This is a genomic window from Pseudomonas endophytica (assembly GCF_001411475.1).
Lineage (GTDB): Bacteria > Pseudomonadota > Gammaproteobacteria > Pseudomonadales > Pseudomonadaceae > Aquipseudomonas > Aquipseudomonas endophytica.
In genome coordinates this window covers 41,064-56,617 of sequence record NZ_LLWH01000220.1, presented here as the reverse complement: position 1 = coordinate 56,617, position 15,554 = coordinate 41,064, and the positions used below count along the sequence as shown (strand labels likewise).

Genomic DNA, 15,554 nt, shown 5'->3' with positions numbered 1-15,554 from the left:
CGTGTAGGAGCTGCCGAAGGCTGCGATCTTTAAAAGATCAAAAGATCGCAGTCTTCGGCAACTCCTACAGGAAGGTCACCGGTTAGGCGATTATTTGGGGTAAAGCGGCGGCAGGCTACTCGCCTCGCTGCTTACGTCGTGCTCGCGCTCGGCGGCCGGAATGCTGCGAATCGCTTTCCACAACTCTTCACCTTGCCAGTAGTGGCCGGTTTCGCTGTAGAGCGCGCCGTTCAGACCGTCCAACGCATCGGACAGCAGTACAAACCGCGCCGCCATTTCGGCTAATGTTTCAGGTTGTTGGCGTGCCCAAGCATCGAGCGCTTGGCGTGTGGCATGCGGGTCATTGGCCAGGCTGGCGCGCTTGATATCGTCGAGCAGCGTTCGCGGGCTTGGACCGGTCTGCGAGGCGCGCATAATTGCCGGTTTTCGGCGGGCTCTCCACCACAGGCCAAAGCCTATCAATGTGCTGCACGCCAGCAGCAATGTGCTGAGCTGCCACAACCATAGGCTTGAGTCTTCGCTAAACGCGCCAGGTTCTTTTTCTATCGCTATCTGCGCAGCCAAGCTAGCGTTAGCTGCGACCTGCAAAGTACGCGCGGGCAGGTAACTGCGCTCCAGTCGGTCCTCATGGGTGTTCCACCACACCACTTCAACGGCGGGCAGCTCCACCTGGCCGATACGAGTTGGCACCAGCGCTTCACGTTCTTCACGACTGCCCAACATCCCGTTATCGGTGACTTGATTGCTCAACTGTGGCAAGTCTGGGTAGCGCCGCAAACCATTAACGTCGGTTGCAGGCAGCGGCGGCAGTTGAGCGCTGGACAGGCCCTCGGCCTTGAGGGTTAAGGTTCGTGTGAGTGAGTCGCCCACCTTGCAGTGGTCCGGCTCGGGGTTCCAGGTTTCACTCAAACTCAGGCTGCGGGCTGGTAACCAAGCTGACGTAGCCGGGTAGTCTTCAGGCTTGGGTTTAACCTGCAAGGGGATCTGCGCTGAGACCACATGCACCATTTTTCCAGGCTTTGGATTATTGGGCACGGGGGCTTGGTTTGGCTGGCTGTCGACCTGTGTGGCGCTAAAGGTCAGAGCGGGGACCAGCATTTCGCCACTGTGCTGAGGGTAGATGCCGTAACGCACTTCGATCACGCCGTGGCGCACGCCATTGATCAGTTTTTCATAGGTACGAGAGTCGCCCAGTTGCTCAACGATGGCATCTTGCAGGTGTAATGGCGTCAGGTTGCTGTCGTCGTACAGCGCCACCGAGTGGTAAACGCGCAGGGTCAATATCGCTTGGGCTTGCACGTAAACGCTCGGTTGATCGAGGCTGGCCTCAATAAACACGGGGGCTAGTTCGGCATCACTGGTGCTGCTTTGAGTCACGCTCAGCTTGATCGGCAGGCTGTGATAATCACCCACTTGCAGTGACGGTATGGTCACGCTGCCTGTTTGCTTGGGTTGCAGGGTGATAATCCAGCGCGTGGTGGCTTGGTTATCGTCGTTGAGCGTGGTCAGTTGGTTGACCTGCCGCGTGCCGCGCACTTCAAAAAGATTGTCCAGCGGCGTCAGGTCCGGCTTGCCGAATAATGTGGCGTCGTTGGACTCAAGGGTGAGCTCGACGGTTTCCCCTGAGTTGAGTTGATCGCGATCAACACTGGCGATCAGTCCCAGTGCTTGGGCCGGTAACGTCCAGCAACAGAGCAAAAAGAGTAAAACGCAGAAGCGATTCATTGAGACGTGTCCTGATGTTGCTGCTGTTCGTACCAAAATTTTCGTCGCAGTAATTCGCTGGGGTTGTCAGGAATCTGTCTAAGCCAGTGCTCAAGCGCCTGATGTTGCTCGTCGTCCAACTCATCGGTAGGGGCGGTAGGCGGGAGCTGAGTCGATTCATCGCTGCGTTCGCTATCAGGCATAGTAGAGGCTGTGGGCGGTGCCTGGTTTGATTCATCGGCGTTGGCTTCGGCCGCAGGATCACTGGCGGTGCTGCTTTCTTCGTGCTGGCCGCTTTCACCGTGAGTGGTGGCACTGCTGTTGTGTTCCGATGGCTCGGTGGGCTCAGGTTCGGCCGTATTCTCGGGCGTTTTATTGTCTGGCGGCGTGTTCTGCTCGCGCTGCTGCTCTAGCAATTGCTCGATCAACGCTTTGTTTTGCGCTGCGACTTCCAAGTCTGGCTGTAACTCCAAAGCTTGCTCATAGGCGTCAATAGACGCTTCAAGTTCGCCACTCATTGCCAGTGCATTACCGCGATTGTAGTGCGCACTGGCGCTGTTGACCTCGGCAAAACGCTGAGCGGCACCTTTGTAATCTGCGGCTTGATACAGCGCTAAACCTTGCCAAAGCGGATCTTTAAAATGCTCAAGTGCCTGTAAGGGTTGTTTCTGTTCCAGCAGGCGTTGACCTTGTTGATCGGGTCGTAGCCATAGATCAGCGAAGCTGAGTGCATAGCTGGGTTGAGGCGACATCAACAATAATGGCAAGCAAAACAGCCAGCCACGGCGACCTGCGCACGCGGCTAACAGTAGCAGCGGTAAGATCAACCAATAACCTTGATCAGACCAAGTGTCCAAGCGCAGGGTCTGAGCGTCGTCACGCACGTGCTGCGGCCCGTCCAGTAAACCTAAATTGCGCAAATCGTTGTCATCGAGTCGCGCTTGTCGATACTGCCCACCCACACTTTGGGCAAAGGTGCGCAGGCTCGGGCTGTCTAGGCGCGGCATGAAAATCGCGCCCTTGGCATCTTTCAAGAATTCGCCGTTCTCTTCGACCACCGGCGAGCCTTCGCGGGTGCCAACGCCCAGTATCAGCAGCGGCGTCGCGCGGCCATCAAGCGCCTGACGAATCCCTGCGCGCTCTTGCTCGCTTAGCGATGAGGCAACGAGCAACAGGCGACCTTCGCCGAGGGCACCTTGATCCAGCAGCTTGAGGGCTTTGATCACGGCCAAGTCTGCACGATTGCCGGGTTGCGGCATGATCGAAGGCTTAACGGCTTCTAGCAGATTGCGGCTAGTGGCCATGTCATCAGACAGCGGCACCAGCGTATGTGCGCTTCCTGCATAGACAATGATTGCGGTCTGCGAATCATTGCGGCTTTGCAGCAGGTCGTAGAGTTTTCGCCGCGCTTGCTCTAACCGATTAGGTGGGCTGTCCGTAGCGAGCATTTCGGGAGTCAGCTCAAGCATCACGATCAACGGGTCAGCCGGCTTTTGCGCGGCCTGCTCCACGCGTTCCCAGCTCGGCCCTGTTAAGGCGAAGAGGGCCAACAACCAAGCCAACCCCAGTGCAACCCAAGGCAGTTTGCTGTCGCGGCTATGACCGCCGCTGAGCAGTACGCGATGAAAAGCTTCGGGCAGGATCATCTGCCAACGACCCGCACGTTTTTGTCGATGCCAGAGCTTGCACAACAGCCAACCCAGGAGCGGCAAAGCCAACAGCCATTCGGGACGAAACCAGTGTGGCCAGAGTGCGCTCATCGACGCCTCCGCAGACGCAGACGTTTAAGGCGTGAGCGCCATTCAGGATGCTGATGCAGAAAGTGTTTTTTGCTCAGTAAACGTTGCAACGGATGGTTGGGCCATATTTCGCGAATGACTAACAGAACGCTCAATAGCAAAGCGCCTGCCAATGGCCAACTGTAAAGCGCTGTTGCCGGACGAGCCTGAGTGGGCTGTTGGGCGATGGGTTCGAGCTGGTCGAGGGTGTCTTTGATGGCGGACAGCTCATCGCCGTCGCGGGCGCGAAAGTACCGCCCACCGGTGATACGGGCAATTTCTTCCATGGCCGGCTCATCCAGGTCAACCCCAGGATTAATGCTGAACAGGCCCTTATTGGAGTTTTCTTGCGGATCGGCTCCCACCCCGATGGGGTAGATCCTGACACCTTCTTGCGCTGCCAAACGTGCAGCGGTCAGAGGGTCTATCTGCCCGCCGTTGTTGGCGCCGTCTGTGACCAAAATCAGCACTCGGCTTTGTGCGGGGCGTTGGCGCAGCCGTTTGAGGGCCAAGCCAATGGCATCTCCAATAGCGGTATTTTTACCTGCAATACCGATGCGCGCTTCATCTAGCCAAGTTCGTACGGTATGACGATCAAAGGTAAGAGGTGCTTGCAGATAAGCCTGACTACCAAACAGGATAAGACCGACCCGGTCGCCCTCGCGATGCTCCAAAAAGTCGCCCAGTAGTTTTTTGACGGAGTCGATGCGAGTGATGTCTTCGTCGTGCCACTGCATATCGGGGTAGTCCATTGATCCCGATACGTCCACGGCCACCAATAAGTCGCGACCACTGGCCGCAATGGGTAAGGGCTCGCCGAGCCATTGTGGGCGGGCTGCGGCGGTTAACAGCAGCAGCCACAGCAGCACGTAAGGGGTTTGCTGACGCAATGAGGGCAGGACAGGGCGCGCTTTACGCCGAGCCAGCGCTTCAAGATCATTTAGAAAGCTGACTTTAAGTGCTGCTTCGCCGCTATCGGCAGCCGGTAGCAGCCAGCGCATCAACCACGGCAGTGGCAACAAGGCAAAAAGCCATGGCCAGGCGAATTCATACATGTTTGCGAATCCAGGTTTCAACCGCTTGATTGAGCCCGGCGATGGCCTTGTCATCGAGCTTACACTCGGGTTTGTAGGCGCCCTCAACCAGTACCATCCAGCGCGTCAAACCCGCCGCTGGGCAGCGATTGTCAAGGAACGCCAACCACTTACGACCGTTGAGGGTGTGGCTCTGGCTGTAAGGGTAATGACTGCGGCACAAGCGTTTAAGCAGGCCGTTGAGCTGTTGCAGCCAAGCCCCGGCGGGGGCGCCATCGTAGGGTTTGGTGAAGCGTGAAAGTTCTTCAAGCGCCGCCACGCGAACGGGGTCCAAGGGTTGTTCGGTGGTTACTACCAGGCGCTTGCCGGACAAATAACGGCGCAACCACCACGCGCCCCATCCCAAGCCAACCATCAAAAGCAGCAACAACCACCAGCCAGGGGCCGGTGGCCACAAGCTAATTGCTGGCGGGGGGATGAGTGGTTGCAGTTGTTCGAGTTCATTCATAACGGCTTGCCGGGGCGTTTGGCGTTAAGGAACTCACGTAGTTGTTCGATCATCTCGTTTTGAGTGCTAAGAGGCATTAGCAATGCCCGTACTTTTTGTGCAAGCAGCTCCCAGCGAGCGATGCGGGCTTCGGCCTGAGCGCGATACGCCTGACGTAAATCATAGTTGAGGGTATCAAGCTCTAGTTGTGCCCCGCGCGCAGCAAGGCGCATCAGCCCGGCGGCGGGCAGGGCATGGTCCAGAGGGTCGGAGAGTGGTAACAAGATCAGATCGCAATGGCGCGACAGTAGGCTCAATTGCTGTTCTGCCGCGTCGGTGAGCGCACGCTCATCGCACACCACAACGACTAGGCTACCGGGCCGTAGCACTTCACGGGCTCGAATCAAGGCCATGCCCAGTGCGTCACGGTCGGACTGGACTTCGGTGTGCAGCGATTGATTGACGCGTACCAAACGGTTTAGCAGCTGTAACAGGCTTTGCTTACTGCGCCGAGGTTTGATTTCGTAATGTTCATGATCGCCAAATACCAGGCCGCCCACACGGTCGTTATGCCCCAATGCAGCCCAACCAATCAGGCTTGCGGCTTGAGCGCCGAGTACCGATTTAAACATCAGCCCAGACCCGAAGAACAAACGGCGGCTTTGCTCGGCAAGGATGAATATTGGCCGTTCGCGCTCTTCATGGAACATTTTGGTATGCGGTTCTTGAGTGCGAGCGGTGACGCGCCAGTCGATGGTTCGTACATCGTCCCCGGCCTGATACACCCGTACTTGGTCGAAGTCGACCCCGCGCCCGCGCAGTTTGGAATGATGCAAGCCGGCCAGCGAACTGCGCTGGCCGGGGCTGGAAAACAGTTGCACTTCGCGCACTCGATGCCGCATTTCGATCAATTCGGCCAGGGTTACGCGAATGCCGGGTTCGGCGGGCAGTGGGTTGTTCATGGTCAGGCAACGGCAACAACGTCAAGGATGCGTTGCACAACGCGGTCTTGGTCGATGCCTGCCGCCTCGGCCTCAAATGACAAAATAATGCGATGGCGCAGTACATCGAACAAAACGGCTTGGATGTCTTCGGGGCTGACAAAGTCGCGACCGGCCAGCCAAGCATGCGCTCGGGCGCAGCGGTCTAGGGCAATCGAGCCTCGCGGGCTGGCGCCGTAAGCAATCCATTCGGCCATTTCAGCGTCGAATTTACCGGGCGTGCGGGTCGCCATGACCAACTGCACGAGGTATTCCTCCACCGCGTCGGCCATGTACAGCCCCAGAATTTCTTTGCGGGCCGCGAAAATAGCTTGCTGACTGACTCTGCGCTCAGGCTTGGTTTCGCCATTCAACGCTTCGCCGCGAGCCTGTTGCAGAATACGGCGCTCAACGGCGGCATCCGGGAAGCCGATTTTGACGTGCATCAAAAAACGGTCCAGTTGGGCTTCTGGAAGCGGGTAGGTGCCTTCCTGTTCGATGGGGTTTTGGGTCGCCATCACCAAAAACAGGGGCGATAGGTCGTAGGTGCTGCGTCCGACACTGACTTGACGTTCGGCCATGGCTTCAAGCAAGGCCGATTGCACTTTAGCGGGTGCGCGGTTGATTTCGTCGGCCAGCACTAAGTTGTGAAAGATCGGCCCTTGTTGGAAGACAAAGCTGCCGGTTTCTGGACGATAGATTTCGGTGCCGGTGATGTCGGCTGGCAACAGGTCGGGGGTGAACTGGATGCGATGAAATTGTGCTTCGATGCCTTCAGCTAACTCTTTAATCGCTTTGGTTTTGGCGAGGCCGGGCGCGCCTTCAACCAACATGTGGCCGTCAGCCAGCAGCGCGATTAACAAGCGGTCAATGAGTTTTTCTTGACCGAGAATCTGCGTTGAAAGAAAGGTTCGCAGCGCCAGTAGCGCTTCACGATGTTCCATCGGTGACTGTTCCTGAAAAGGACTGCGACAGCGCGATAACGACGCCGTGGCCGGGGCCGATACTTTAATCCATTGCGAGCGTCTCGGACTAATGACGGGCGGGCTTTTTGAGCAAAAAGGCTAAATCAGCGCGGTTGTTGAGAATTTTAATCATCTAGGCGGTGCTTGTAGTCGCTGTCCAGCGACAGGGTGTTGGCGTTAATGCTGCAAAATGCTCAACCAACAGCGCCGCAAAGGGGTCGCGTGCCGCTTTAGCCCTATGTCGCTGTGTCATAAAAACAGGTTGAGCATGGCTTAAGTTCGGGGAAGTGATAGGTCATCAAGTTTTCATAGGCATTAAGCTGTTGAAGTGTTTTATGAGATATCAGCTCTAAGCCATTTCCAGAATTGATAAAAGTAATAGTGCAACACCCCAATTGGCTAACTTGTTATGGGACTTTGTGCTGAGTCACACGCAGGTTACTCGTTCGTGGTGCCCATTTCGTAACCTCAGCGATGACAAGTGCCTTAGCTAAGTCGATAAAAGTTTCGCGCGTTTTGCCATAGAGCCTTATGCGCACTGCTTTCACCTAAAGCATTAACTAAAATCTCTATGTCATTGTTTTCAAAGGTTCTTGGGGCGCGTGTAGATGGCAGGTCTGTGCCGAACATCAGCGCATCCGGGTTGGCTGTATTGATTTTCTTGAGGACGGCTGCCACATCAAAATCCACCCGGCCAAATCCGCAGGCTTTGATGCGAACGCCACGCTCAGCAAGGTGTAACAAACTTGGCAGACCTACGTGGCTCAACCCTAGGTGATCAATGCTCAAGGCTGGCAATCGCAGCAACCGGTCGCATAACGACGGCAGTTCGCGCGAGTCGATATACAGCTCTGAATGCCAACCAACACATTCATGGACGCGTATGGCCAGTGCTTCAAGTTGGTCGAGCTGCTCTGAGCCCCCGCGCTTGAGGTTGAAGCGCAGGCCGCGAACACCTTGTTGGTTGAGGGTTTGTAACTCGTCGTCGGTCACGCTAGCGGGCAATTGAGTCACGCCGACGAAATCAGGGCCAAGTCGTTTTAAAGCGGCCACCAAGTAAGTTTGATCAAAACCTTGAAACGAGCCTGAAACCACAGCCCCCCCAGCCACGCCCAGCGTGTCAGTTCGCGCACGGTAGTCATCGACACTGAAAAAATCAGGCAGATAACCGTTGTTAGCTATCAGCGGATAAGCCTTGTCGATGATATGGCAGTGAGCATCGAAGAGCTGGTGCATGGCGTGTATACCTGTCGGTGAGCGGTTTGCTGGGGCGAAAGCTTCAAATAACGAGCGTTAGCTTAGTTCGCTGATGTAAGTGCCGGTGCCAGTGAGGATGTTTTTAAGGGTTTGCTCAATCTCGACCAGTTCGTCAGCGTCGGAGCTATGGATGATTTCCAGATGGTCTGAATCGTTCAATACATCGGCGTCGTCTGGTGCCACTTCGATCAATAGGCGAGTCGGGCTGAGGGTGATTTTTAAGCCGTCGAGCGCTAAAGGTTCACCATCGAGGGTGATTTCAACCTCGTCTTCGTCGGGGTAGCGCGTTATCAGAAACATTTCGCCCTTGTCGCTGTGGCAGCACAACATGGCCAGGTTGTCTTCTTCGTCGTCGCAAGGGTTAGCCATCAGCAGGGCGGTTGTCATTTGCATGTCGGGGAATTCCTAGCGCTAAGCGCATCTAATTGCTGAACAAACGCCGATTTTGCCAGCCTGCGCATTTTTATGCTGGTTCAATCTTGGTAGGTGGCTTTTAGCCTGCGAGTTTTGTCAGTCTTTTCTGATACTGATGATGGAAATTAAGTGGGGTCGCGTGAGGACTTATGAGCTTCGACTGCTAGGGTTGTACCTGACCGAGCCACAAGATTGCCTCCTCATGTCCGAATATGTCGCCGCATCGCAAGCAGGCTGGGCAATGCAGTCGTTAAGCTGCGTTGCTGACAGTTATCCCTTAAGACCTAACCTGTGAATCGGGTTATGGCTTTTTGCAGCGACTCATTCCGAAATACGGATGTGACTCAAGGGTCACACCCAGCTTCACCTCCCTGTCACGCTGTGTTCTTGATGTTTAAGCACAGTGGCGACAAGTCCCCAAAAGGGAATAGCACGCGACGCTTCTCTCAATAACAAGCCCAAGCGGAGTACCACAGATGGCGTTCTTCACCGCAGCCAGCAAAGCCGACTTCCAGCATCAATTGCAATCTGCACTCGCCCAACACGTTAGTGAACAGGTTCTGCCACAAGTAGCCCTGTTTGCTGAAAAGTTCTTCGGCATCATTTCTCTGGATGAACTCACCCAGCGTCGTATGTCAGACCTCGCCGGCTGCACGCTGTCAGCCTGGCGGCTGCTTGAACGATTCGACCCGGCACAGCCTCAAGTGCGGGTGTTTAACCCCGATTATGAGCGCCACGGTTGGCAGTCAACCCATACCGCGGTTGAAGTCTTACATCACGATTTACCCTTCTTGGTTGACTCGGTTCGCACTGAACTGAACCGCCGCGGCTATAGCATCCATACCCTTCAAACCACGGTGCTGAGTGTTCGCCGTGGGAATAAGGGCGAATTGCTGGAAATCCTGCCCAAAGGCACTTCGGGTGAGGGCATCGCACAAGAATCGCTGATGTACCTGGAAATTGACCGTTGCTCTAACGCCGCTGAGTTGAGCGTACTGAGCAAGGAGCTGGAGCAGGTGCTGGGCGAGGTGCGTATCGCCGTCGCTGACTTTGAGCCGATGAAGGCCAAGGTTCAAGAACTGCTGGCCAGTGTCGATAGCTGCCCGTACGCCGTTGATGCCGGCGAAAAAGCCGAAATCAAGAGCTTCCTAGAGTGGTTGGTAGGTAACCATTTCACCTTCCTGGGCTACGAAGAGTTTGTGGTGCGTGACGAAGCCGATGGCGGCCATATCGAATATGACCCGCACTCATTCTTGGGCCTGACCAAACTGCTGCGCGTGGGGCTGACCTGCGAAGACCTGCGTATTGAAGATTACGCGGTGAGCTACCTGCGTGAGCCGACTCTGCTGTCGTTTACCAAAGCCGCCCATCCGAGCCGCGTACACCGCCCTGCGTACCCAGATTACGTGTCGATCCGCCAGATCGACGCCGATGGCAAGGTGATCAAGGAATGCCGCTTTATGGGCTTGTATACCTCGTCGGTGTATGGCGAAAGCGTGCGGGTTATTCCTTATATTCGTCGCAAAGTGGACGAGGTCGAGCGTCGCTCTGGCTTCCAGCCCAAGGCTCACTTGGGTAAAGAACTGGCGCAAGTGCTTGAAGTGCTGCCCCGTGATGACTTGTTTCAGACGCCGGTGGACGAGCTATTCAACACCGTGATGTCGATTGTGCAAATCCAAGAACGTAACAAGATTCGTGTGTTCCTGCGTAAAGACCCGTACGGGCGTTTCTGCTACTGCTTGGCTTATGTGCCGCGTGACGTGTATTCCACAGAAGTGCGACAAAAGATCCAGCAAGTGCTGATGGATCGTCTGCAAGCCTCTGACTGCGAATTTTGGACCTTCTTCTCTGAGTCAGTGCTGGCGCGCGTGCAGTTGATTCTGCGGGTTGACCCAAAAAACCGGATCGACATTGATCCGCTGTTGCTAGAAAAAGAAGTGGTCCAGGCGTGCCGTAGCTGGAAGGACGACTACGCAAGCCTTGTGGTTGAAAGCTTCGGCGAAGCGAATGGCACCAAGGTGCTGGCAGACTTCCCTAAAGGCTTCCCGGCGGGTTATCGCGAGCGTTTTGCTGCGCATTCGGCGGTGGTCGACATGCAGCACCTGATGAATCTCAGTGAAAAGAAACCGCTGGTAATGAGCTTCTATCAGCCGTTGGGCCAGAGCGCGGGTCAGGAATTGCACTGCAAGCTGTACCACGCTGACACGCCTTTGGCGTTGTCTGATGTGCTGCCGATTCTGGAGAATCTGGGCCTGCGCGTTCTGGGCGAGTTCCCTTATCGCCTGCGTCACGCCAATGGCCGTGAGTTCTGGATCCATGACTTCGCCTTCACCGCTGGCGAAGGTTTGAACTTGGACATCCAGCAGCTCAACGACACGCTGCAAGATGCCTTTGTGCATATCGTTAAGGGTGACGCTGAAAACGACGCCTTCAACCGTCTGGTGCTGACCGCCGGTTTACCGTGGCGCGATGTGGCGTTGCTGCGTGCCTATGCGCGCTACTTGAAGCAGATTCGTCTGGGCTTCGACCTGGGCTACATTGCCAGCACGCTGAACAACCACACCGATATCGCGCGTGAGCTGACCCGGTTGTTCAAAACTCGCTTCTATCTGGCGCGCAAACTGACCGCCGAAGATCTGGAAGATAAGCAGCAGCGTCTGGAGCAGGCGATTCTGACGGCATTGGACGACGTTCAGGTGTTGAATGAAGACCGCATCCTACGTCGTTATTTGGACCTGATCAAAGCTACCCTGCGTACCAACTTCTATCAGCCGGATGCTAGCGGCCAAAACCGCTCGTACTTCAGCTTTAAGTTCAATCCGCATCTGATTCCTGAGCTGCCTAAGCCGGTGCCGAAGTTTGAGATCTTCGTGTATTCGCCACGTGTGGAAGGTGTGCATTTACGTTTCGGCAACGTGGCCCGAGGCGGGTTGCGCTGGTCTGACCGTGAAGAAGACTTCCGTACTGAAGTGCTTGGCTTGGTAAAAGCCCAGCAGGTGAAAAACTCGGTCATCGTGCCGGTCGGTGCCAAAGGTGGCTTTGTCCCGCGCCGTCTGCCAGTGGGCGGTGGTCGTGACGAGGTTCAGGCCGAGGCGATTGCGTGCTATCGCATCTTCATCTCAGGCTTGCTGGATATAACCGATAACCTCAAGGATGGCGCGTTGGTGCCGCCATTGAACGTGGTGCGTCACGACGACGATGACCCGTACTTGGTGGTGGCGGCCGACAAAGGCACTGCTACGTTCTCAGACATTGCTAACGGCATTGCTATTGACTACGGCTTCTGGCTCGGCGATGCGTTTGCTTCCGGTGGTTCGGCCGGTTATGACCATAAAAAAATGGGCATTACCGCTCGAGGCGCTTGGGTCGGTGTGCAGCGCCACTTCAGAGAGCGTGGCATCAACGTCCAGCAAGACAGCATCAGCGTGGTCGGCGTGGGCGACATGGCTGGCGATGTGTTTGGTAACGGCTTGTTGATGTCTGACAAGTTGCAACTAGTCGCAGCCTTCAACCACTTGCACATCTTTATTGACCCTAATCCAGAGCCGGCCAGCAGCTTTGCCGAGCGCCAGCGCCTGTTTGATCTGCCGCGTTCGTCGTGGACGGATTACGACACCAGCATCATGTCGGCGGGCAGTGGGATTTTCTCCCGTAGTGCGAAAAGCATCGCTATCTCGCCTGAGATGAAAGAGCGCTTTGCGATCAGCGCTGACAAGCTAACCCCGACTGAGTTGCTGAATGCCTTGCTCAAGGCACCCGTGGATCTGTTGTGGAACGGCGGTATTGGTACTTACGTCAAGGCCAGCACAGAAAGCCACGCCGATGTTGGCGATAAGGCTAACGATGCGCTACGTGTCAACGGCAATGAGCTGCGTTGCAAGGTCGTGGGCGAGGGCGGTAATTTGGGTATGACCCAGTTGGGTCGTGTGGAGTTTGGTCTGAACGGCGGCGGCTCTAATACCGACTTCATTGACAATGCTGGCGGAGTGGACTGCTCTGACCACGAAGTGAATATCAAAATCCTGCTTAATGAGGTGGTGCAAGCCGGTGATATGACCGAGAAGCAGCGCAACCAATTGCTCGGCAGTATGACCGACGAAGTGGGTGCCTTGGTTCTGGGTAACAACTATAAGCAGACACAGGCCATTTCGCTGGCCGAGCGTCGTGCTTATGAGCGTATTGCTGAATACAAACGACTGATGAACGATCTGGAAGCGCGTGGCAAGCTGGACCGTGCCATTGAGTTCCTACCCTCAGAAGAGCAGCTTAACGAGCGTATAGCGTCTGGCCATGGATTAACGCGCCCTGAGCTGTCGGTATTGATCTCGTACAGCAAGATCGACCTCAAGGAGGCGCTGCTTAACTCTCAGGTGCCGGATGACGACTACCTGACGCGGGATATGGAAACAGCGTTCCCGCCGATGTTGGTCAACAAGTTTGCTTTGGCCATGCGTCGTCACCGCTTGAAGCGTGAGATCGTCAGCACTCAAATCGCTAACGATTTGGTCAACCACATGGGCATCACCTTTGTGGAGCGTCTCAAAGAGTCGACCGGCATGAGTGCCGCCAATGTGGCGGGTGCGTATGTGATCGTGCGCGATATTTTCCACCTCCCGCATTGGTTCCGTCAGATCGAAGCGCTTGACTACCAAGTGCCTGCCGAAATCCAGCTGGCATTGATGGACGAACTGATGCGCTTGGGCCGCCGCGCTACGCGCTGGTTCTTACGCAGCCGTCGTAACGAGTTGGACGCAGCGCGTGATGTCGCTCACTTTGGGCCGCATCTAGCTGCGCTGGGTTTGAAGCTCAACGAACTGCTTGAAGGGCCAACCCGCGAAGGCTGGGAGACTCGCTATCAAGCGTATGTCGAGGCGGGCGTGCCGGAGCTACTGTCGCGCATGGTTGCCGGCACAACGCATCTGTACACCTTGTTGCCGATTATCGAAGCCTCTGACGTAACCGGTCAAAATGCAGCAGATGTGGCCAAAGCATACTTTGCCGTGGGCAGCGCGTTGGACCTGACGTGGTACTTGCAGCAGATCAGTAGCTTGCCGGTCGAGAACAACTGGCAAGCGTTGGCTCGCGAGGCATTCCGTGACGACATTGACTGGCAGCAACGTGCAATCACTGTGTCGGTGTTGCAGATGGCTGATGCTCCCGTTGAAATCGAAGCGCGGGTCGCTTTGTGGCTAGAGCAGAATCAGTCGATGGTTGAGCGCTGGCGTTCAATGTTGGTCGATCTGCGTGCGGCGTCGGGCAATGATTACGCCATGTATGCGGTTGCCAACCGTGAACTGCTGGACTTGGCATTGAGTGGTCAAACAGGGCTCTGACAGCCTGAGCAATAAACAATAAGCCCCGGCTCAGTTAACTGAGTCGGGGCTTAGTTGTTTGGGGTGTTGAGTCGCCCGTTAGATGCCCATGCTGCCCAAGGTCTGGACGATATTGCGCAGCGTGATAGCGAGTGAAGGGTGATCAACCTCGAATCGCTCAACGGCGAGATTGACGCTGTCAGAAAGACTTGAGTCTTGGGTGGCTTTTTCTAGCGCGATTTCGGCCTCAATCTGACTGGCAAGCTCCTGTAAATGCAGGCGGTCAGATTCGTTGAGCGGAGGATTTTGTTCCAATTGCTCGCGCAAGGTATTGAGTTGATCTTGCAGTTCGCGGGCAGGCATAGCATTCATCCTTTATTGATAGGCTCTGTTGTAGACCTTTGGGGTGAGAGAAAGGTCTATAAGCGGGCGTCTAGATTAATCCACTCGCGTTCAGAGTGCATGATCTGGATTAAATCGGCCAGCCTCTCTGCAAGTCTGTTTGAGGGGGCTGCCAAAAATGCAATTGCCGTTATACTCATCGCCTGACCCAGGGCGTAGCGCCCACGTGATAAGTATCCTCAAGGAGTTTTGCTATGCGCTGGACTAAGCGTCTTGCCCCAATGTGCCTGTGTGCCTCGGTAACGATGGCTCCGTTTGCTGCCCACGCTGCCACTGAAGATGACCCGTGGGAGGGCTTCAACCGCGCCGTTTTCACTTTCAACGACACGCTTGATACCTATGCTTTAAAGCCGATTGCGCAGGGTTATCAATTCATTACCCCGCAGTTTCTGCAAGACGGCATTCACAACATGTACCGCAACATTGGCGATGTGCGTAACTTGGCCAACGATATCTTGCAAGGGAAACCTCATGCAGCGGGTGTCGATACCTCGCGTGTGCTGATGAATACCATTTTTGGTATCGGCGGTTTCTTTGATGTGGGCACCAAAATGGGCCTACAACGCAACGAAGAAGACTTTGGCCAGACATTGGGTCGTTGGGGGGTGCCAAGCGGCCCTTATCTAGTATTGCCGCTCTTGGGGCCTAGCACCGTACGTGACACCGCCGGTATTTATCCAGACTCCTTCACCAAGCCATACCGTTACCTCAACGATGTTCCGGCACGCAATATGGCGCTCGGCATGGACGTGATCGATGCACGTGCCAGCCTCTTATCGGCAGAAAAACTGATCACTGGCGACAAGTACGTATTTATTCGTAACGCCTACCTGCAAAACCGTGAATTCAAGATCAAAGACGGCGAGATTGAAGACGACTTTTAAGTCTTGCATGCTGAGTACTGAAAACGGCCTTAGTGGCCGTTTTTTGCATCATTGAGTACGAAAATAACGCCTCTCGGTGGGGGTTCAGACCAAGGTTTTAGTTGCTGTTGGCGTTGTTCTTATAACCCGAGGGAATTTACCCTGCTGAACACTGATTACCACTGTCGGCCTAAGCTTGAAACGCCCCGCAGATGGGAGTACCGTCTGCGCCTTACATGAGCTCCTTTGTAGGAATGATCAAAACAATCATTTTGAGTGAGGGATGTTCCAAAGCCTTTTCAGTCGTTGAGCCCGATCTATTCGAGCTTTTACGCAAACCTAATTCTGGCGCCGTTTG

11 protein-coding genes are annotated in these 15,554 nt (G+C 55.3%); 2 read left to right on the top strand and 9 right to left on the bottom strand.

All coding sequences use genetic code 11. The annotated features are described in order from the left end of the window. Positions 1-90: 90 nt before the first annotated feature. The 8 genes from AQS70_RS20990 to AQS70_RS20955 all read right to left on the bottom strand — a co-directional run bounded on the left by AQS70_RS20990 (position 91) and on the right by AQS70_RS20955 (position 8,598). Complete coding sequence (locus tag AQS70_RS20990) at positions 91-1,725, bottom strand: BatD family protein (RefSeq protein WP_055104656.1); 1,635 nt, start codon at positions 1,723-1,725, stop codon at positions 91-93. Then, on the bottom strand, positions 1,722-3,464 hold the full coding sequence (locus AQS70_RS20985) for a VWA domain-containing protein (RefSeq protein ID WP_055104655.1): 1,743 nt from the start codon (positions 3,462-3,464) through the stop codon (positions 1,722-1,724). The genes AQS70_RS20990 and AQS70_RS20985 overlap by 4 nt, the downstream gene beginning before the upstream one ends. After that, positions 3,461-4,537, bottom strand: a complete 1,077-nt coding sequence (locus tag AQS70_RS20980; protein ID WP_055104654.1) for a vWA domain-containing protein — start codon at positions 4,535-4,537, stop codon at positions 3,461-3,463. The genes AQS70_RS20985 and AQS70_RS20980 overlap by 4 nt, the downstream gene beginning before the upstream one ends. Beyond that, complete coding sequence (locus AQS70_RS20975) at positions 4,530-5,024, bottom strand: DUF4381 domain-containing protein (protein ID WP_055104653.1); 495 nt, start codon at positions 5,022-5,024, stop codon at positions 4,530-4,532. Before AQS70_RS20975 ends, AQS70_RS20980 begins: the two co-directional genes overlap by 8 nt. Continuing rightward, positions 5,021-5,965 (bottom strand): DUF58 domain-containing protein, encoded by a 945-nt coding sequence (locus tag AQS70_RS20970; protein ID WP_055104652.1) that lies wholly within the window; start codon positions 5,963-5,965, stop codon positions 5,021-5,023. Before AQS70_RS20970 ends, AQS70_RS20975 begins: the two co-directional genes overlap by 4 nt. Positions 5,966-5,967: 2 nt before the next feature. Then, a complete protein-coding gene (locus AQS70_RS20965) occupies positions 5,968-6,927 on the bottom strand; it encodes an AAA family ATPase (protein WP_055104651.1) in 960 nt (319 codons plus the stop codon). Positions 6,928-7,434: 507 nt separating this feature from the next. Further along, positions 7,435-8,184, bottom strand: a complete 750-nt coding sequence (locus AQS70_RS20960) for an amidohydrolase family protein (protein WP_055104650.1) — start codon at positions 8,182-8,184, stop codon at positions 7,435-7,437. A 57-nt stretch (positions 8,185-8,241) separates the two neighbouring features. Further along, a complete protein-coding gene (locus AQS70_RS20955) occupies positions 8,242-8,598 on the bottom strand; it encodes a hypothetical protein (protein ID WP_055104649.1) in 357 nt (118 codons plus the stop codon). A gap of 497 nt (positions 8,599-9,095) precedes the next feature. On the opposite strand from AQS70_RS20955, the gene AQS70_RS20950 reads away from it, so the two are divergent. Beyond that, on the top strand, positions 9,096-13,952 hold the full coding sequence (locus AQS70_RS20950) for an NAD-glutamate dehydrogenase (protein WP_055104648.1): 4,857 nt from the start codon (positions 9,096-9,098) through the stop codon (positions 13,950-13,952). Positions 13,953-14,030: 78 nt separating this feature from the next. Here AQS70_RS20950 and AQS70_RS20945 read toward each other — a convergent pair whose 3' ends face one another. Next, positions 14,031-14,294: a DUF4404 family protein gene (locus AQS70_RS20945; protein WP_055104647.1), complete on the bottom strand. Its 264-nt coding sequence runs from the start codon at positions 14,292-14,294 to the stop codon at positions 14,031-14,033. Positions 14,295-14,527: 233 nt separating this feature from the next. Between AQS70_RS20945 and AQS70_RS20940 the strand changes: the two genes are divergently transcribed. Next, entirely contained in the window at positions 14,528-15,217 is a 690-nt protein-coding gene (locus AQS70_RS20940) for an MlaA family lipoprotein (RefSeq protein WP_055104646.1), read from the top strand. The last annotated feature ends 337 nt before the right edge of the window (positions 15,218-15,554 follow it).